17 protein-coding genes and 1 pseudogene are annotated in these 16,953 nt (G+C 68.5%); 7 read left to right on the forward strand and 11 right to left on the reverse strand.

Annotation, left to right across the window (positions count from 1 at the left end):
* Nucleotides 1–114: 114 nt before the first annotated feature.
* The 4 genes and pseudogenes from AB0I98_RS47265 to AB0I98_RS47280 all read right to left on the reverse strand — a co-directional run bounded on the left by AB0I98_RS47265 (nt 115) and on the right by AB0I98_RS47280 (nt 3,239).
* Complete coding sequence (locus tag AB0I98_RS47265; RefSeq protein WP_362952322.1) at nt 115–999, reverse strand: helix-turn-helix transcriptional regulator; 885 nt, start codon at nt 997–999, stop codon at nt 115–117.
* 36 nt (nt 1,000–1,035) lie between these two features.
* On the reverse strand, nt 1,036–1,842 hold the full coding sequence (locus tag AB0I98_RS47270; protein WP_362952294.1) for an SDR family oxidoreductase: 807 nt from the start codon (nt 1,840–1,842) through the stop codon (nt 1,036–1,038).
* Nucleotides 1,843–2,181: 339 nt separating this feature from the next.
* Nucleotides 2,182–2,466 (reverse strand): annotated as a pseudogene (locus AB0I98_RS47275) (transposase); the annotation flags it as partial.
* Between the two features lie 101 nt (nt 2,467–2,567).
* Nucleotides 2,568–3,239 carry a phosphotransferase gene (locus tag AB0I98_RS47280; RefSeq protein WP_362952296.1) on the reverse strand — a complete coding sequence of 224 codons (672 nt, stop codon included), beginning with the start codon at nt 3,237–3,239 and terminating at the stop codon, nt 2,568–2,570.
* Nucleotides 3,240–3,731: 492 nt separating this feature from the next.
* On the opposite strand from AB0I98_RS47280, the gene AB0I98_RS47285 reads away from it, so the two are divergent.
* The 3 genes from AB0I98_RS47285 to AB0I98_RS47295 all read left to right on the forward strand — a co-directional run bounded on the left by AB0I98_RS47285 (nt 3,732) and on the right by AB0I98_RS47295 (nt 5,513).
* Nucleotides 3,732–4,355, forward strand: a complete 624-nt coding sequence (locus AB0I98_RS47285; protein WP_362952298.1) for a sigma-70 family RNA polymerase sigma factor — start codon at nt 3,732–3,734, stop codon at nt 4,353–4,355.
* Entirely contained in the window at nt 4,352–5,023 is a 672-nt protein-coding gene (locus AB0I98_RS47290; RefSeq protein WP_362952300.1) for a hypothetical protein, read from the forward strand. The genes AB0I98_RS47285 and AB0I98_RS47290 overlap by 4 nt, the downstream gene beginning before the upstream one ends.
* Before the next feature lie 316 nt (nt 5,024–5,339).
* On the forward strand, nt 5,340–5,513 hold the full coding sequence (locus AB0I98_RS47295; protein ID WP_328349426.1) for a hypothetical protein: 174 nt from the start codon (nt 5,340–5,342) through the stop codon (nt 5,511–5,513).
* Between the two features lie 510 nt (nt 5,514–6,023).
* Here the strand turns inward: AB0I98_RS47295 and AB0I98_RS47300 are convergent.
* Together AB0I98_RS47300 and AB0I98_RS47305 are read right to left on the reverse strand one after the other, a co-directional pair.
* Nucleotides 6,024–6,374, reverse strand: a complete 351-nt coding sequence (locus AB0I98_RS47300) for a hypothetical protein (protein ID WP_362952302.1) — start codon at nt 6,372–6,374, stop codon at nt 6,024–6,026.
* A 20-nt stretch (nt 6,375–6,394) separates the two neighbouring features.
* Complete coding sequence (locus AB0I98_RS47305; RefSeq protein ID WP_362952304.1) at nt 6,395–6,949, reverse strand: hypothetical protein; 555 nt, start codon at nt 6,947–6,949, stop codon at nt 6,395–6,397.
* A gap of 827 nt (nt 6,950–7,776) precedes the next feature.
* Here AB0I98_RS47305 and AB0I98_RS47310 point away from each other — a divergent pair.
* Nucleotides 7,777–8,949 (forward strand): serine hydrolase domain-containing protein, encoded by a 1,173-nt coding sequence (locus tag AB0I98_RS47310; protein ID WP_362952306.1) that lies wholly within the window; start codon nt 7,777–7,779, stop codon nt 8,947–8,949.
* Between the two features lie 542 nt (nt 8,950–9,491).
* Here AB0I98_RS47310 and AB0I98_RS47315 read toward each other — a convergent pair.
* Both AB0I98_RS47315 and AB0I98_RS47320 read right to left on the reverse strand, forming a co-directional pair.
* Entirely contained in the window at nt 9,492–9,887 is a 396-nt protein-coding gene (locus AB0I98_RS47315; RefSeq protein ID WP_362952324.1) for a transposase, read from the reverse strand.
* Nucleotides 9,888–9,941: 54 nt separating this feature from the next.
* Nucleotides 9,942–10,349, reverse strand: a complete 408-nt coding sequence (locus AB0I98_RS47320) for a RidA family protein (protein WP_362952308.1) — start codon at nt 10,347–10,349, stop codon at nt 9,942–9,944.
* Between the two features lie 80 nt (nt 10,350–10,429).
* Here AB0I98_RS47320 and AB0I98_RS47325 point away from each other — a divergent pair, with 80 nt between their 5' ends.
* The gene (locus tag AB0I98_RS47325) at nt 10,430–11,080 is read left to right on the forward strand and encodes a TetR/AcrR family transcriptional regulator (protein WP_362952310.1); all 651 of its coding nucleotides are present in this window, start codon (nt 10,430–10,432) and stop codon (nt 11,078–11,080) included.
* A 482-nt stretch (nt 11,081–11,562) separates the two neighbouring features.
* Here AB0I98_RS47325 and AB0I98_RS47330 read toward each other — a convergent pair whose 3' ends face one another.
* From AB0I98_RS47330 to AB0I98_RS47340, 3 genes are all read right to left on the reverse strand, one after another.
* A complete protein-coding gene (locus tag AB0I98_RS47330) occupies nt 11,563–12,453 on the reverse strand; it encodes a hypothetical protein (protein ID WP_362952312.1) in 891 nt (296 codons plus the stop codon).
* An 82-nt stretch (nt 12,454–12,535) separates the two neighbouring features.
* Nucleotides 12,536–13,000: a peptidase inhibitor family I36 protein gene (locus AB0I98_RS47335; RefSeq protein ID WP_362952314.1), complete on the reverse strand. Its 465-nt coding sequence runs from the start codon at nt 12,998–13,000 to the stop codon at nt 12,536–12,538.
* Nucleotides 13,001–13,554: 554 nt separating this feature from the next.
* Nucleotides 13,555–13,929 carry an AAA family ATPase gene (locus AB0I98_RS47340; RefSeq protein ID WP_362952316.1) on the reverse strand — a complete coding sequence of 125 codons (375 nt, stop codon included), beginning with the start codon at nt 13,927–13,929 and terminating at the stop codon, nt 13,555–13,557.
* Nucleotides 13,930–14,407: 478 nt separating this feature from the next.
* Between AB0I98_RS47340 and AB0I98_RS47345 the strand changes: the two genes are divergently transcribed.
* Nucleotides 14,408–15,514 carry a hypothetical protein gene (locus tag AB0I98_RS47345; protein ID WP_362952318.1) on the forward strand — a complete coding sequence of 369 codons (1,107 nt, stop codon included), beginning with the start codon at nt 14,408–14,410 and terminating at the stop codon, nt 15,512–15,514.
* A gap of 442 nt (nt 15,515–15,956) precedes the next feature.
* Nucleotides 15,957–16,706 carry an SDR family NAD(P)-dependent oxidoreductase gene (locus AB0I98_RS47350; RefSeq protein ID WP_362952320.1) on the forward strand — a complete coding sequence of 250 codons (750 nt, stop codon included), beginning with the start codon at nt 15,957–15,959 and terminating at the stop codon, nt 16,704–16,706.
* The last annotated feature ends 247 nt before the right edge of the window (nt 16,707–16,953 follow it).

Below are 16,953 nucleotides of genomic sequence, written 5' to 3' on the forward strand. Positions count from 1 at the left end.
GGACCCTCAGCAAGTCCTATCGTTGCAGGTCAAGGGCACTTTCCGTGTTTCTGATCAGCGCTTGGACAGCCCACCTCGTGAAAGCGCGAGGTTAGTACGGCTGAAGGGGTTGGACTATCCGTTGTGTTCTTCGAGCTCGGTCGCCAGCGTCTGTTGGGTGGCCGCCCACGACGCCAGGAGCGCTAAATTGTCAGCGGTCGGTGTGCCCGCGGGTGCGGTGTAGACGTTGAAGTGCAGGCCGGGTTCGGCGGGCAGTTCCAGGGACTCGACGTCCAAGTCGAGCTGGCCCACGATCGGATGGCGCACACGCTTGCGGCCGGAACGGTGCAGCCGCACGTCCTGAGATGCCCACCGCTGCCGAAATACCTCACTGCGCGTTGACAGTTCGCCGACCAGGGCGATCAGCTCCTCGTCGTGCGGATTGCGGCCGGCTTCCATGCGTAGCTTCGCGGCCACGGCACCGGCAATTTGGTCGTAGTCGACAAAGAAATCTCTGGCCGCCTCGGGGTTTAGATAGACGAACCGTGCTGTGTTCGCGGGCCGTCGCGGGTCGGCCAGCACCGGTGAATACAGCGCGCGAGCGAGTTGATTCATGGCGAGCACGTCATAACGGCCGTTACCGATCCAGGCCGGCGCATCGGAGATCGCGTCGAGCACCTGCTGCAGCGTCGAGCGCACCGTCACGGCAGGCCTACGCCGGCGTGGGCCGCTGGGCGCCTTGGAATGGCGCGCGAGGTGGAACAGGTGGTCGCGCTCGGCCTCGTCGAGTTGCAAGGCAGAGGCCAACGCGTCGAGCACGCCATCGGAGGCACCGGCGAGGCTGCCGCGCTCCATGCGCACGTAATAGTCGACCGATACCCCCGCCAGTAGCGCTACCTCCTCGCGGCGCAGACCTTTGACCCGACGGTTGCTGCCGTAAGCGGGCAGGCCCGCCTGGTCGGGTGCGATGCGGGCGCGACGCGAGCTGAGAAACTCCCGGATCTCGGTGCGTAGATCCATCGTGGCCATCCCCTCACCATAAGCCCGTCCCGCGGTCTAAGGAGTGCCCGTTGCGGTCGTCGCAACGCCGCCGTCTACCGGGATGATGGTGCCCGTGAGGTAGGACCCAGCCCGGCTGGCGAGAAGCACGGCGATACCCGCCATGTCGTCGTCGCGGCCGAGCCGGCGCAGAGGGGCCGCCGCCGCGATCGTGTCGCCGATGGCATCGAGCGTGGACGCCATCATCTGCGACGGGAACACTCCCGGTGCTACCGCGTTCACCGTGACGTGCTGTGGGCCCAGCTCTCTGGCAAGCACTCTGGTGAGTTGATGGAGAGCCGCTTTGCTGCTGGCGTACGAGTAGTTGGGCGACTGGGCGACGTGGATGGCCGCGATACTGCCGATGTTAATGATCCGCGCGGGATCATCGGCGGTGCCCGCCTTGCGAAGTGCGGGGAGCAGCGCCTGCACCAGCCAGAACGGCGACTTGAGGTTGAGGTCGATCACTGCGTCCCAGGCCTCGTCCGGGAACGTCGCCAGCGGCTCGCGCCACATCGCTCCCGCGTTGTTGACAAGGATGTCCAGGCGTTCCGAGTCGACCGTGACAAGATCAGCGAGGCGCTGACACTCGTCGTGCCTGGACAGGTCGGCGGGGATTGCTTGAACGTCGCCGAATTCGGACAGTAGATGCTGTGCCTCCGCGCACGTGTCTGCCTTGCGTGAGCTGATGACGACGCGGGCGCCCGCCTGGAGAAGGCCGCGCGCTATCATCATCCCAATTCCCTTGGTGCCGCCAGTGACAAGGGCGTACTTCCCACTCAGATCGAAAAGTTCTGTGTGAGTGGTGAATTGGCTGTCCGCCATTGGTCTCCGTTCCTTCTGTCGTGGAAGAATGCGCCGACACGGTCGCGTATTCGGGGCAGCTGAATTGAACTGATGGGGGTAAAGCTGCAGTGCGTGTCCATGGAGTGTTGTCGGCGCTTTCGACTCAGCCAGGTTGACAGGCGCTTTGGACGTCTGGGAGACCCTGGTGATACAGGTACTGTGAGAGCCCCCCTTGATTCCCGGTTGATTGTTTCGGGGTCGTGCAGGCCGTGTTGGGGCTGAGTTGCGGGTTCGGGCATGGGGTGGCCGCTGGTCTGCCCAGCTCTTCCACTTTGTCCACAGGTCTCGGGCCCCTTCGGGCAGGTCGGTGAGGGAGCGTCAGAGGGTCGGCGGTGCATGCACCGTGCTGAACAGCTGGGTGAAGTCCTCGCTCCAGGGCCGGCGTTCGGGCAGGTGCAGGGTGAGGCGGCGGGCGGAGCGGGCCAGGCGGGCGGGCACGTTGATCAGGCGGTCACGGATGGTGGCGGTGGTCGCCCTGGCATGGAACGCGAAGGCCAGGGCGCCGGCAGCGCGGGTCAGGTTGTGTGCCAGGGCCGCCAGGGCGAGCCACGCGGCATTGGCCTGGAAATGACGGGACGGCGCGTGGGCGAAGCCGCTGTTCTTCGATGCCGCCGCCCGCACCCTGGGCGCCGCGCCACGGCAGAACCGCGATTTGGTTGCATGCCACGTCCCGGACCCTCTCGGCCGGTGGCCCGGGGCCCGGGCTACTCCTGCCAGCTCGCTGTCGCGGTGGCGCGCAGTTGCCACTGCTTCACACCCGGACCGTTCGGTTCCCACCGGTCGCAGAACTGCCGCAGCGTCTCGCATCTGGCCAGCATGGCGACCCTGCGGGCCGGCCAGGGCGGCACCTGCCCGTCGTAGGCCCGGAAGAAGTGGCCGAGTACATCGCGGTACTCGGGGTGGTGCATCCGCACGATCCACTCACACCAGGCCAGGTCCTCAACCGGATCCCCGAGATGCGCGAATTCCCAGTCGACCACTGCGGTGATCTCGACAGTACCGGGATCCAGCAGCACGTTGTGGGGGCCGAAGTCACCGTGCACGAGCACTTTGCCCGCTCTGGGCGCGCCCACTGTCAGCACGCTCGGTGCAGTTGCGTGGATATGGCGCAGCAGCTTCCCGCAGTTGGCCAGGACCTCCACAGGGTGCCCGGCGTCCAGGAGTTCCTGGCCGGGTACACCCGCCACGAAGCCGAGCGTGAGGGTGGTCGCGGTCGCTGCGCGCACCGGCGGCACGGGCAACCGGCCTTGAAGCCGGGTCAACAGCGTGTGTTCGCGATGGAGTCTGAGTTCGACATCAGGACCCTCATAGGTCTTCTCCACGATGGCGTCGTCGCCGACGGTGCGGTTGGTGTAGCCGTGCTTCAGCGGACGCATCCGTCGATCATCGGACACAGGCAGCACCCTGGGCACCCCAGTCGAATGTAGAAGAACCGCTCTCCGTTCCCGGGTTCTGGTGGGCGGCGCCAACCGGCCGTCTCGGCAACCTCCCTCGACTGCGGCGCGCGTGAGGGGACGCGGGCAGTGGCGTGTGCGCTGATATGCGCGTGGCGTGTGCGGGGTGGCTGACGGTGTGTGATGCAGAACACGGTCCGGATGCGGAGGAGTGTTCGCTGCCTACCTCGGGCGGGTTACGGCTGGCCAGAGGGCTACAGAGGGTGACTAGCGGTGCTTGTTGAAGGTTGCACAGCGCTCCATCCCGGGGACGCTGCGTGCCTTTCTCAAGGGGACGTGAGTGTTCCGCCCCGCAAATCGCTTAGGTAGGGGACAGGCCCAACGGCCTGTCGGCGTCTGGTAGTTGGCGCCGGGTCCCTGATGACCTCGATGGAGAGGATCTTTGCTCATGTCCCCTGCCGACAGGAGCCTCGCGTGAGTTACGACGACGCCCGGGAGGGCGCCTCGCCGGCGGACTACGGCGTGGGGCTGTCGCAGTCCATGTTCGTGCCGTTGGAGCTGCCGCTGGACTTCGAGGCCTTCTATCTAGGCCACCAGGAGCCCTTCCACGCGTATGCGGAGGTCCACTTCGGTACCCGGGCAGCCGCGGAAGAGGTCATACACGAGGTCTTCCTGGAGATCCACGCCGGATGGTCGCAGCTGCTGAGCGCCGGCAACCTCGAGCAGGGCGCGTGGGCGATCGTACGGCGGGCCGTGCACGACCGCCTCGAGTTGGAGGGGCGGGCGCCGGCGTTCGTCATCAACGGCCCCATCGCCCAGGCCCTGGACAAGGCGCTGGCCACCGCCCGGGACAAGCTGCAGAAGATGGAGTCCGCCAGCGGCCTGTACGAGGCGATCGCCGAACTGCCGGACCGTCAGTTCGAAGTGATCGTGCTCCGCTACGTCCTGGGCTACCCCACCTCCAAAGTCGCCTGGTACGTCGGTATCGACGAACGCACCGTCGGCCACCACCTGCGCCGCGCCAAGGAGCGCCTGCGCATCAAGCTGGGCCTGCCCGCCCAGCGAAGGAAGCCCAAGCCCACGGGAGAAGGAGCATGACCGCCACCATCGAAACCCTCCTGGCCGACGCCCGGCTCCCGGTCTCCGCGCCGCGGACGTTCGACGTCGCCGCCGGCCTGCGCCGCCTGGCCGCCGACGCCTCCCGCCGCACCCCCACCACCGAGGTCACCCGCGCCGCCCAGGCCGGCCAGCGCCTCGGGGTGGTGTGCCGGTGGGTGCTCAACGAGCCCGACGCCCCCTCGCACGTCGCAAAGATCGCCGAAGGGCCGGACCAGGGGCCGCTGTCGGAGGAGGAACTCGACGTCGACGGCGCGCTCGTCTTCGGCTGCCTGCTCTACCTGACCACGCATCCGGAATCCGCGCAGTTCTGGTGGCAGCTCGCCGCCGGCGCCGGCAGCCGCGCCGCCGCCTACTGCCTGCACCTGCACCACCTGTCCCTGGGCGAATCACGGCGGGCCTGGCACTGGCTGCACCAGCTCACCCACTCCATGGCCGACACCACCCCGCCCGACGCCGCCTTCCTCGAGGGACTGGAGATCTTCGCCCGGTACGTGCGCGACAACGGCTCCCGCGCCCTCGCCCCCACGCGCCGCCTGGAGGGTGAAGTCGACCGGCTCGCCGCGCGCACACCCGGCTCCGGTGTGATCGTCGCCCGCCCCGACCGCCAACTGGTCGCACGGCTGGAGGAGTTCACCGCAGGCCGCTGAACAGCGCCGACGCGGAGGCCGACCTCGTCTACTGGACCGGCCGCAGCCGGCCCCGCCGCCCTGTGCGGCGGGGGACAGTACCGCGAGATCGCGAAAACTGGCTGTCAGGCTGGGAATTCTGTCCCGATCCCAGTCGTGATTTCCCCCGCCTGTAGCCCGGCCGGTCGCCGGGCTACAGCGAGGCCACCGTCAGCCGCTCATTCACTGGCTTCCGACCGTGAACACGACGATGGGGAGCCCTCACCGGCCACCGGTTCCGAGGCCACCGGCCGGGCGGACTCCCCGTCACGACGCCATCCAGAAAGGGACGTCTCCCATGGACCCTAGCCCTCGTATGCCCCGGACGGGCCCCGAACGGTTGTCTGCCGCACGGAAGTGGATCGCACGCCGCCGGCGGATCGCCCTCTCCCACCTGCTGCGCGGCGCCTGCTACGGCGCCGGTACGGGGCTGATCGGCCTCGCCTTCGTGTGGGTGGAACGCCTGCTGTGAGCGACAGATGGCCCACGTCCGGGGGCGCCGCGACAGCCGAAGCCGCCGGACGTGGAGCCCTGCGGCGCTGGACCATGCGCCACCGCAACGAAGCCGCAGCCCGCGAACTCGCCTGGGAGGTCGCCGCGAGCATGGCCTACCCCGCTCAGGCCAATAGGCCTTTCGGCAGTACGGCCGGACAGGATGTGCTGACCAGCTTGGCAGCAGACGGCACACCAACCCTGCACCCCATCACAGACAACGCTTTGAACTGCGAAGAGAGGATGTGAAATAGCTCTGAAGAAGTGGCACTCTTACGTGCGTTGGCGTGGCGGCACGTTGCAGTTGGTGCCGCGCTGGCATTACTGGCGGGGGTAGGCACCGCCGCGACGGCCCCCACACCGCTCGCGTCCGGGCTGGGGACTTCCCCGGCAGCCGCGGCAGCAGCAGGGCCTCAGGACCTGGCGGCCACCGCCGCCGGGGTGAGCGGCCGGTGTCCGGCAAGACCCCGTCGGCCGACCCCCGTGTGTGTCAGCCGGTCAGGGGCTGCCACCGTTCTTCCTGCGCGGGTTCGAGTCTGCTGCCCCACACCAGCGCCCCACCGACCAGGCCCGGCTTGTCCCGCGTGGCAAGGTCCGGGGCCTCAAGCATGTCGGCGACGTCTTCCAGGTAGGTGAACAGCGTGTCGAGCTCGTCGCCGGGGCCTTCGTTGTAGCGGGACCAGCGGCCCAGGTAGCCGGTCGCTCCGTCCAGGTACAGGCCCGAGGTACGGTCCACCGCGCCGTGCGAGACGACCGGAATCCAGGTGGGCTTCCACACAGTGATCCGGTCGTGTTCGGGGCGGAGGGCGTTGAGGGTGTTCTGGTGGGCCTGTGAGTCCATCTGCTGCCGGTAGAAGGCAGCTACATGAGGGCCTGGTTGCCGGGGAGGAATCCCGCACTGCTGACCCCGTTGTCGCCAGCGGTCAGAAGCCACAGAGCGCGCAGGTCGGCGGGTATCTGGACGCCGAGGTCCTCTTCCAGGGCGGTGATGGTGGCGGGGCTTGCGCCGGCGCGGAGCGCAGCATGGGAGTCGGGGGCGTTGTGCTGGAGCCAGCCGGTGATGCGCTGCCAAGCGTCGGCGATCTCCCGTCCGGTGACCTGGTCTGCGGCAGGATCGGCATGCTGCCCCTGCTCCTCATCCTGGTCCTGGGCGACCGCAGGCTCGACGGTAGGCGCCGGGTTCACGTACCGGATCTCGATACGGTCAGGCTCACGGAGGTAGCCGACAGCCAGCGCGGGGCAGTCCTCGAACACGTCGCCGTCAACCAGCACGGTGAGGACGCCGGGCAGACCCGAAGACTGGCCCATGTCCGGGTCGTCGGCCAACTGGCCGGCCAAGACCTTCAGGGCGTAAGGAACACCGGCCCCGAGCTGGGTGGCGGTGTCACGCACTTGCCGGGGGATCTCGACGATCACAGCCTGCAGCTCCTTGCTGTCGGTTGGAAGGCAGTGCCCCTCACACCGTAGGACGCTCGCGCTCACCGGTGGGTCGTGCGGGCATGCTCTCGGTCGAACGCCTGGCCGCCGCTGGGCCAGGCACTGGCCGTTGGCAGTCGGCTTCAACCATGTCGACCCGCCGTCCGGACACGGGCAAGGCCCACCTACTGGCCCAGCAGGCGCACTCCCGGTAGCCCGCCCCGCGTTCGGACCGCGGCCTGCCCTTCCGACGTCGCCGGGGACAACACGGCTGATGCGGAGGACCTGCTGACCAGCTGGACAGCCGAACTCATCAGCTGCGTATCCCGAGTTCAGGGTGATCGTTTCCCGGCCGGCGCGTGTGCGGGGTGGCGCTCGGCCAGCGGTGCCGTCGACGGGGCGAATTCCGTTCGCGGTGGCCCGGGGTGGCGGGGTTATAGTCGTGCTGGCGGTTCCCGGCCGCCTCTGGGTCCGCGGGCAGAGCTGCAAGCTCACCGGTTTCATACAAAGGTCATTGGCAGATCTTTCCAGCCCGATGCCGCGGACCCGCGGGCGTCGAGGAAGGACTGCCTTGTCCCTTCAGCCACGCCCTCTCTCCGACCGGCCCAGCCTCCGATATCTGAAGCTCGAGGCGAAACGCCGCCTCGCCGTAGGGAGTTCGACACACACGTCGATGCGACAGGCCCGGAGAGCCAAGCCCTGACGCAGCTGCGATGGGTCATGTCCCGTTTCTCGGCGGCAGACGCCCCGGAATGGACGGCCCCCAACGAGGACGAGCTGCGCCAGCACTCGACGATCAATACCTGAGCCTTGTGCCGCCGGACTGGGTGACCCGCCTGTTCAGTACGGTGGCCCCGCAACTACGCGAGGGCCTCGCCGACGTGCGAGCTGAGCCGCTGCGCCTGCGTGCGCGTCTCGCCGACCTCCGCCTCGAAGCGGCGACCGAAACCGAAGCGCCGTACCGGCTGCGCACCCTGCGGTTGTATCCGTTGGAGACACAGGCCAAGGACCCGCGTGTGGCGGCACCGGCGACGCACACCGTTGGCACGGTGCCCGAGGAGTCGGCCGCGGTGGCCGCGGAGCCGTTCGCCGAGCTGGGGCTGGTCGGTTTCACCGTGGCCGGAGCGGGTGGTGACGGCTCGGTGTGGGCGACCGCACGGGGCTGGGCGAGCCTCGATCGCGATGAGGTGCTGCTGCCCGAGCACCGGTTTCCCGCGTCCTCGGTCACCAAGCTGGTCACCGCGACCGCCGTCCTGCGGCTGGCCGCGGACGGGCGAGTTCGGCTCGACGAGCCCGCGAACGCGTACCTGCACACGATCCGGCTCGCCGATGACGCCGTCACCGTACGGGAGCTGCTGTCCCATACGGGCGGCGTCGACATTCCCGCGCCCGCGTCGCTGTTTGCCGACCGTGTCCCCGACCTGGTCTCGGTCATGGGGTCGGTCGCGGCGTGCGGCGGGCAGCGCGGCACGTTCGGCTACGGCCACGGTGGGTACGCGATGCTCGGCCAACTCATCGCCGACGTCACCGAGTTGCCCTACCCGCAGGCCGTGACGCGCATGGTCCTCGACCCGCTCGGCATGGCCGGGTCCTCGTTCCCCACGAGCCCGCCCGCAACCGGGGCGGCCACCGGCTACCGCCTGTCCGGGGAGGGCGTCTTCCAGCCCGTGCCGGCCCAGGTCTGCACGCTGCCCGCGGCGGGTGGCCTGTGGACCACCGCGCTCGACCTGGTCCGCTTCGGTCTCGGGTGGTCGTCGCTGCTGCCCGACACGCTCGCCCGCGAGGCACTTTCGCCGCAGGTCGAACGGGACGACTTCGGTGGCCAGGCGGGCCTCGGCTGGATGCTCATGCAGCCCAGGGACGTCGCCGGACACCCCGGCTCCGGCTTCAGCGCATCTCTGATCATCAGTCCGAGCACCGGCCGGCCCTGGGTCGTCCTCACCAACCGGCAGGTTTTGGCGGAACCCGTCAACGAGCGCCTGGCCCTCCCGATCGCCTGAGCAGTCCGCGCGGAGGGCGAGCGCCGTTGGCCCTCCGCGACGGACTAGGTCCTGTCCCTCGGATCACGAACGAAGCCAGATGAGAAGCCATAGCGGGTGGCCACGGCCCTGAACTGCTTCAGTTTGCCGATGGCCCGCTACACAGTGCTGCGATCTTTGTACCGTTCCGCGTCGAAGCCCGGCGGCCGTCCGCTGCCTGAACCCCGTTGAAGGCAGGCGGCCTTGTGGTCCCGCTTTTCTGGGATCGCGTGCCGGATACCGCGTTTGCGGAGGTAGGCGCGGATCTTGCGGTTGCTGTATGCCTTGTCGGCGCTCAGCTGTCCGGCCTGCGACGGTGGTGGCCGCGTCCCGCGCGCGGGACATGGATCTTGTCCATGACCGGCTCGAACTGCGTGCAGTCCGCCCGTTGTCTTGGCGTGATCAGCAAAGACAGCGGGCGGCAGTGGCCTTCCGCGGCAATGCGCATCTTGGTGGTCAGTCCGCCGCGTGACCGGCCGAGGGCTTCGCCCGGGGCACCGCCCCTTCCAGGAGACCGTGCCGCATCATGCTGGCCGACGGTCGCCATCCTGGCCATCGGCGGCCCCCATTGAAAGGCTTGGCGCGGGGCGGTGGGGTTTGAGGTGCTCCTGCGGCGTGCGGGTGAGCGCGCGTAACGGTGGAGTCGACGTTGATGTTCCAGTCGATGCCGTCTTCGGTGTCGGCGGCGGACTGGACGTACCGCAGGAGCCTCTCCCAGGTGCTGTCGGCAAACACAGCAAGTGCCGCCTGCGGACGGTCTTGCACGGGCCGATGTGTTCGGGCGGTTCCCGCCACTGCACTCCGGTGCCCAGCCGGTGAATGATCCCGGTGATCACCTGCCGGTGATCACACCACCGGCCGCAGCGGTTGTTGCTCACTGGCAGCAGCGGCTCGAGCACTGCCCACTCGCCGTCCGTCAGACCCCCCGACTCTACATGGCCAGCCCCACGATCTCCCTGCTCGCAGTGATACGGCTATTCGATGACCGCGGTGGCTTCGACCTCGACCAGGAGGTCCGGTTCCCCCAGTGCCGCAACGCCCAGCAGGGTGATCGGTTTGACCGGATCGATCCCGAGCTTCGCTGCAGCCCGGCCCACGCCCTCACCCAGCAGCGGCATCTTCTCGGGACTCCAGTCGACGACGTAGATGGTCAGCTTCGCCACGTCATCGAAGGAGCCGCCGATGCCGGCCAAAGCGGTGGCGACATTGAGATAGCACTGCTCGATCTGAGCGGCGAAGTCTCCGTCGCCCACAGGCCGGCCGTCGGCGTCGCGGGCGACCTGCCCTGCCAGGAACACCAGCTTCGATCCGGTGGCGACCGACAGCTGCCGGTATACCTCGGGCTTCGGCAACCCCTCGGGATTGATCAGGGTCACGGACATGAACGGCCTCTTCCTCTTGGCGTCAAGGGCAGCAAGATCAGCAACCATGAAAGCATAGCGGTGCTATGTATTGTGGAGCCATGGCGAGGACGAAAGATCCAGCAGTCCGCTCCCTGCTGGTCGACCGGGCCGCACACATGCTGCGGACGAGGCAACCGGTCACACTCCGCACTCTGGTCGCCGGAACCGGCGTGTCAACGATGGCGGTCTACACCTACTTCGGTGGTATGGACGGCCTGTGGAAGGCATTGCGGCAAGAAGGCTTCACACGCCTGGCCGCCCAACTCGCAGCCGTCAAAATGTCTGCGGACCCGGTACGAGACCTCGCTGCCCTGGGCGCCGCCTACCTGGCCAACGCCTTGGAGAACCCCGATCTCTACCGCGTCATGTTCGACACGGGCTTCGACCTCGAAGACACCAACGCCGCGGACGAGACCCTTGACCGCCTCGTCCGCGCCATCGACCGGGCCAAGACGAACAGCCGCTTCCGTGACGAGGTCGACCCGCTGGAACTGGCAACGCAAAGCTGGACCATTGGCCACGGACTCGCCTCACTCGTCGCCACAGGCCCACTGCCGCACCAGGCACTCACCCACGGCGTGCCCATGCTGACCGCACTGTTCACCAGCGCAGGAGACCAACCCGGCCGATGTCGCCAGTCGGTCGAGCGTGGCTGGGGACGGATAGTCCCAGCCGCGCCCAGTTCTCGTGATCGGAGCGACATGCCCTAGGGCGCGCGTTCCGAGGAGGGAGGTCTGATCCCAGGGGCCGGCCCTGGCACCGCCGCAGATCGAGTTCGCGACGACGATCGCCGTACGCCGGGTCGCCGCGCGGGAGACGATGCTCCTGAATGCGGTGGAGTGCCTGGAGCCACGGGAACGCTTCCAGACCGTTGCGATTTCCACCAAGGAATCTTCGGGTACGTACGTCAGCACCCACCGGGACGGCTGGCAGGTGACGGTCGCCGGGCTCGTCCGCTCCGGGTGCCAGCACCAACTCGCCCGCGGGCGCCACATCCTGTGGCGTTGGCCGAGTTGGATGGTTGGAAGGAGCGGCTGGCGCGGGGGAGACCCGGTGGCGCCAAGCCATGTATCAACCTCCGAAGCCGCCACAGCGCCGTCATCGAACGCGGCAGAACCCAGTAGCCGGCCGAACCCGCCGTGGCAGCCCGCGCGCCACCGCAGGCACCTCCGGGGATGATGAGCCGGACACCCTACAAGGCTGCTCGCCGGAGCGCCTGATGCCTGAGCTGCCACACGCCCTCAAGTCGCGACAGCGTCGTTTGGGGCTGCTGTCGCAGGAAGGCTTCACGCCGGGCCGTGAGCGTGGCGCGCAGGCCGCTCTCGGCATCGCAGCGCCGGTCCGACATGGCGGCCGCGCGCTGTTCGCGGTCGACCGAGGCGGGGCTCATTCCCTGGGCGGCCTTGCCCTGGAGCGAATGGATCAAGGCCGCGGGGGTCTGCGCCCTGCGTCCGTCCCCGGCCATGCATCGCTGCCATCGGCCGAGCGCCGCTTGGTAGTGCCCGTCGGAGGCCAGGTCGCTGGTGAAGAGCTGATTCACGTCCTGTGGCACGAGGATGTCTTCGAAAGCGGCGCGGACACTGCCGTACAGCCGAGCCCATGTCTGGGCGGTGCAGCCGCCGTTGACGTAGGAACCCTTCATGCCGCTGGGCAGTGTCAGGGGGGCCAGTTGGTCGGCCGGCCCATTGAGGGCGGTGACGTAGCGGTCGCGTTCGCGGGCGGGCAGGGAACGCACGTACTGGTCCTGCGCGGGTGTGCCCGAGGCTCCGTCGCCCGACTTCGGGGTCACCCCATAGCCAGGCGGTGAGCCGGTTCCGAGCACGTCGGCCGTGGTGATCCCGGCCGACGGCTCAGGTCCGGCGCTCGTGATCAGGTAGCGCAGGCCGAGCTTGCGCATGCACTGCTGATCCAGCACCTGTTGGGCTTGGAAGATCCGCCAGCGGTGTCGCAGCGTGGTGGCGTCGCTGGTGAGGACAGCCGCCGCGCGCTGCAGAGTGCGCGCGGAAGGTGCCGCGGGGTCCGGCCGGGAAGCCGGGCCCGCGGCGCATCCGGCGACCCAGATCAGGACTGCGGCCAACGCCATCGCGGAGAGCACGGTTGCCGTCCGTCGCGAAGGGGGGTTCATGATCAGCCTGCCGGTTGTCTGCCAGTCGGATGGGGGCGGATCAGCAGGGCGCCCAGTAGTTGCTGCTGATCTGGTCGTTGATGACCGTCCACGTTCCGTCCCAGACCCTGCCGGTGAGGTTGCCGTACCAGCCCCTGGGGATGCAGTCGGACAGGCCCCTGTAGTCGGTGTGTTCATAGACATGGACGCCCAGTCCGGTCGTGCCGTGGTTGTAGGCCGAGGAGGCGCAGTCGTTCCAGGTGCCGCTCGGGCACGCGGTCTGGCGGAATGCCGTCCATGTGCGGTTGTTTCCGGTGACCTTGCCCAGGGGGCCGCCGTAGTTGATGTCGTCCCAGAAGCAGAAGTTCGTGGAAGGACAGTCGCGCAGCCCCAGCGGCGACACCGTGGACGAGGCCGGTGACGAGTACCACTCGGGGTTGGCGTGTGCGGCGCCGGGCAGTGCGGTCACCGTGAGGGCGGCAACCCCCACGGCCGCCAGAGCGGTGGCGATTTTGGTCCTGATCACTGGTTCTCCTTGGCTGTGTTGTGGTACCGGTCGTGGCTGTCGGCAGTGGCGGGCAAAGGCGCTGGCTGCGGGCGCACTCGGCTTCGGCGACGGCCTTGGGTAATGCCTGCCGCCGCCCGTAGCTACGACCGTGGCACCACAGGTTGGTTGTGCCGGCGGTCGCCTTTGCAGGTACCGGGCGCGTGATCCGTATCGATGTCAGCAGGCCCGTCGTTCATGCGGTGTGGCCGATGCCCCACGATGCGGAGTGCGTGTGTACTGGAACCTTGCGAGAACCTTGTTTCGCCGGTCAGTGTGGGTCGGCCGGCGGAACGGTCGCAGACCGGTGCATTCCTGCCAACAGCGCACCATCCGGCGGGGAGTGCGCTGCATCGCGCACAACTCATCGCGACGCGTGCACCCGATGCGCGCCAGTGTGCCGTCAGCACCGCTGTCCGGCGCGCATGGCGCGAGGCGGTATCCGGCGCGGCGGCTCTACGATCGGGTCCGATGTGGCGCACCCGCGTGGGAGGGATACGAGCCCTCCTCCTCGGCAATCGTCTCTCCCTACGACATCACGGCACGCTGCCGTAGTAACTCCTCGCGGGGCACGGGAAGTACAGCAGCCGCGGCTGGCCGCCCGCTTCGCGGATGAGCTGCTTCCACTCGTCGCGTTCCTTCCGGGCCCACAACCCGTGATCAAGGGCGGCGGATCCCCCGGCGGCCAGCAGGGCGACCAGCTCGTTGCGGACCTCCGCGACGACCGAGGCCTCCAGCGCAACGTAGTCCCGCTGGGGGTAGTCGACGCCGTAGCGGCCGTAGCGGCCGTAGCGGCCGTAGCGGGCGTACACGCGCTCGTTCACGGACAACCGGGTCACCCCGGTCGGCTCCAGGCGGCGCTTCGCGTACGTCGTCCTGCCCGAGCGGGTCAGTCCGACCAGCAGGCACATGACCGGTTCCTACGTCCGGCTCGATCCGGCTTCCGGGGTGGGCGCCCCCTTCACCTGTGGCTCTCCTTCGCCGCGGCGATCCTCTGCCCGGCCTGCCACTCTCCGCCCCCGCCGCGCGGCTCAACGCCGCGCCTCACTCCCTGGAGCACCTGCCGTGGATCGTAGAACGAGCGGAACTCGTCGTACTCCTGGGGTGTGCGGTCTGCCGGGACAGCGCACGATCGGGACTCGCTGGCTGACCAGCGAGAATCGTCGTCTCCTGGTTGCCGATTCCCCGTTGTCACCACCAGCGCGCGGCCCCGCGGATACGTCCGGCGGCTGCTCGCGCGCGGGTTCGGTACGCCGGCCGGCCTCTCAGGAGGCGGGTCGGAAGAAGAACCGATGGGTGGACGGCTCCCCTTCGCGCTCGGAAAGCTGGCAATCTGTCGGGGCGTAGAGGCCGGCGGAGTCGCTGTCGGTGTGCGGCCGGGAGGGGCGCGTGGGGGAGTGGGAGCTGCGGCGTTCGTTGCCGAGGCTGGCGAGGGAGGCCGGGCTCGGTGAGCTACGGCGGGTGCATCACGAGCGTCTGCACGTTCTGGTGCTGGTGATCGGCAAGCTCGGTTTCGACTGGGTGACGGTGTTGTTCCTGATAGAGGCCCTGTCCCTGCTGGACGTGGACCCGGGCGCCAGGCCCGTAGCGGTATTCATCTGGCTGGTGGGTTCGTGGGGCGGCCTGATGTATTGGCTGCTGGTCCGGGGCGGGAGACGGTGGTTCGCGGTAGGCGATGGCGGTCTCTTGGTGGGGACGGGAGGAACGGAGACGATCGCCGTCCCATGGGGCGCCGTGGAGGAGGTCGCCCCGGTGCAGGGTGGCGGGGCCTTGTACAGGTCGTGGCGGCTCTGCTGGCTCGACGGTGGCAAGCAGCGATACGTGACGTTCCGTACCGTGACCGCCCGAGCAGCACTGGTCGAGGCCATCGAGCTCCGGGAGCCCAAACCGACGCCGCCTGCTCACCGCCTTTTCACCGGTGCGGGACTGGGGGCAGTGGCCTGCGTCGTGGCGTGGGCACTCGCGCTGTCGCCCCTCGGCGACGTCGTCATGGTCAGTCGGCCCTACTATCTGCGGGATTTCGAGCGCCTGTGCGGCAACTCCGGTGCCTCGTATGCCAAGGCAGCCCCCTACAGCGCGCGCGATCCGCATCCGACGGTGCTGTTCGATGAGGAACACGGGGCCGACCCGGTGGTCACGTCCGCGGGCAAGGCCTCCAGTGAGCCAGACCCGGATGATGTCCAACTGGTGGCGTGCAGCCGACTCGTCCGACGCCAGCTCGACTTGATCTGTACGTACGAAGGGGGTGACTCGACGTTGACCTTCTATCGCGCCCGCTACCGCATCGACATATATGAAGCGCGTACTGGCCGCAAGGTCAGCGGGCAGACCGTGGACGCCGACGACACCCTGAACTGTCCGATCTGGATGAGCACAGGCAAACGCGGCCGCGAGGAGGACGTATCTGCTCCGACCCGTGAGGAATACCAGGGCATCGTCGACGACGTGGCCGTGACGTCGGAGTCTGCGCGGACGGCACCTGCGAGATCGCGGTAACCGGGGAAGGGAACGGATGGGAACGGTGACGCGGCGAGGCGTCGCCATGGGCAGGGCCGCGGTCGCGGTCGCCGTGCCACTGCGCCGGACACGCCGCCTACATCATCAACGCCGGCAGGAAGCGGGTCATCGCCGGCGCTACTGCTGAGTCTTGTGGACGCCGGAGCCGCACAGTCGGTAGCCGACCGGGTCCGCGCGGGGTGCCGCGGTTCAATGACGGAGCCGCCATTTCCGCCCAGACCATGGTCCTGGCCACCGGGGTCTCCTACCGGCAGCGGGCGGCGCAGGGTCTGGAGGCGCTGCCGGGATGTGGCGTCTTCTACGGCTCCGCCAGGGACTGCCGATCCATGGACAAACCTTCCTCTCCCGCCCCTGCGCGGGCGCCCCTACGGTCGAGGCCGCGGGCGCTCACCGGCCCGCCGCAACGAAGGAGCGAGACCCCATGAAGATGACCGGCAACACGATCCTGATCACCGGCGGAACCTCGGGCATCGGGCTCGGCCTGGCCCTGCGCCTGCACGAGGCCGGCAACAAGGTGGTCGTCGCCGGCCGGCGCAAGGAACTCCTCGACGAGATCACGGCCGAGCACCCGGGCATCGACGCGCTCGTCCTCGATGTCGCGGACCCCGACTCGATCGCCCGGGCCCGTGAGTCCGTGGCGGCGAGCCACCCGGGGTTGAACGTCCTGGTCAACAACGCCGGCATCATGCTGCTGGAGAACCTCCTCGACCCGGCCGGACTCCAGGTCGCCGAGGACCACGTCACGGTCAACCTGCTCGGCACGATCCGGATGACGTACGCCTTCCTGCCGCTGCTGGCGGGCAAGGACGACGCGGTCGTCATGAACGTCACCTCAGCGCTGGCGTTCGTCCCGTTCCAGAGCACCCCGACCTACAGCGCGACCAAGGCCGCGCTGCACTCCTTCTCCGAGAGCCTGCGCATCCAACTCGCCGGTAATGACGCCGGCGTCCAGGTGATCGAGGTGGTCCCGCCGGGCGTGCGCACGACGCTGCTGGGCCAGCTGGACAGCGACCAGTCCATGCCGTTGGACGACTTCCTCACCGAGACCCTCGACCTGCTGCGCGAGAAGCCCGACGCGAAGGAGCTTGTCGTCGAGCGCGCCAGGTTCATCCGCGACGCGGAGGCCAACGGCTCCTACGACGACGTGCTCGCCATGATCAGCGGCAGCTGACCGACGCGAAACACAGAGACGAAGACGACGAGGACGAAGACGTAGACACCGTCGAAACAGCACGCGGGCGGGACTTGTCGGGTCACATCACGGGCGAACGCGAGCTGGACCGCCCCTCGGAGAGGTCCTCACCGAAGGCGTAGAACGGTAAAGAAGCGTCTTCGGCTTCGCTCGTCGTTGGACTCGGCGACAGGCTCCGTCCTGAGTGCCGACGGGCACGCGAGCGCCCGTCCGACACGACGAGCAT

This window comes from Streptomyces sp. NPDC050211 (genome assembly GCF_040656035.1).
Taxonomy (GTDB): Bacteria; Actinomycetota; Actinomycetes; order Streptomycetales; family Streptomycetaceae; genus Streptomyces.

Bases quoted from the DNA above. Each gene is read 5' to 3' on its own strand.
- AB0I98_RS47320 (WP_362952308.1), bottom strand. From the start codon at position 10,349: ATGTCCGTGACCCTGATCAATCCCGAGGGGTTGCCGAAGCCCGAGGTA.
- AB0I98_RS47295 (WP_328349426.1), top strand. From the start codon at position 5,340: ATGGACCCTAGCCCTCGTATGCCCCGGACGGGCCCCGAACGGTTGTCT.
- AB0I98_RS47330 (WP_362952312.1), bottom strand. From the start codon at position 12,453: ATGGCGTTGGCCGCAGTCCTGATCTGGGTCGCCGGATGCGCCGCGGGC.
- AB0I98_RS47340 (WP_362952316.1), bottom strand. From the start codon at position 13,929: ATGTGCCTGCTGGTCGGACTGACCCGCTCGGGCAGGACGACGTACGCG.
- AB0I98_RS47300 (WP_362952302.1), bottom strand. From the start codon at position 6,374: ATGGACTCACAGGCCCACCAGAACACCCTCAACGCCCTCCGCCCCGAA.
- AB0I98_RS47265 (WP_362952322.1), bottom strand. From the start codon at position 999: ATGGATCTACGCACCGAGATCCGGGAGTTTCTCAGCTCGCGTCGCGCC.
- AB0I98_RS47350 (WP_362952320.1), top strand. From the start codon at position 15,957: ATGAAGATGACCGGCAACACGATCCTGATCACCGGCGGAACCTCGGGC.
- AB0I98_RS47325 (WP_362952310.1), top strand. From the start codon at position 10,430: ATGGCGAGGACGAAAGATCCAGCAGTCCGCTCCCTGCTGGTCGACCGG.
- AB0I98_RS47280 (WP_362952296.1), bottom strand. From the start codon at position 3,239: ATGCGTCCGCTGAAGCACGGCTACACCAACCGCACCGTCGGCGACGAC.
- AB0I98_RS47270 (WP_362952294.1), bottom strand. From the start codon at position 1,842: ATGGCGGACAGCCAATTCACCACTCACACAGAACTTTTCGATCTGAGT.
- AB0I98_RS47290 (WP_362952300.1), top strand. From the start codon at position 4,352: ATGACCGCCACCATCGAAACCCTCCTGGCCGACGCCCGGCTCCCGGTC.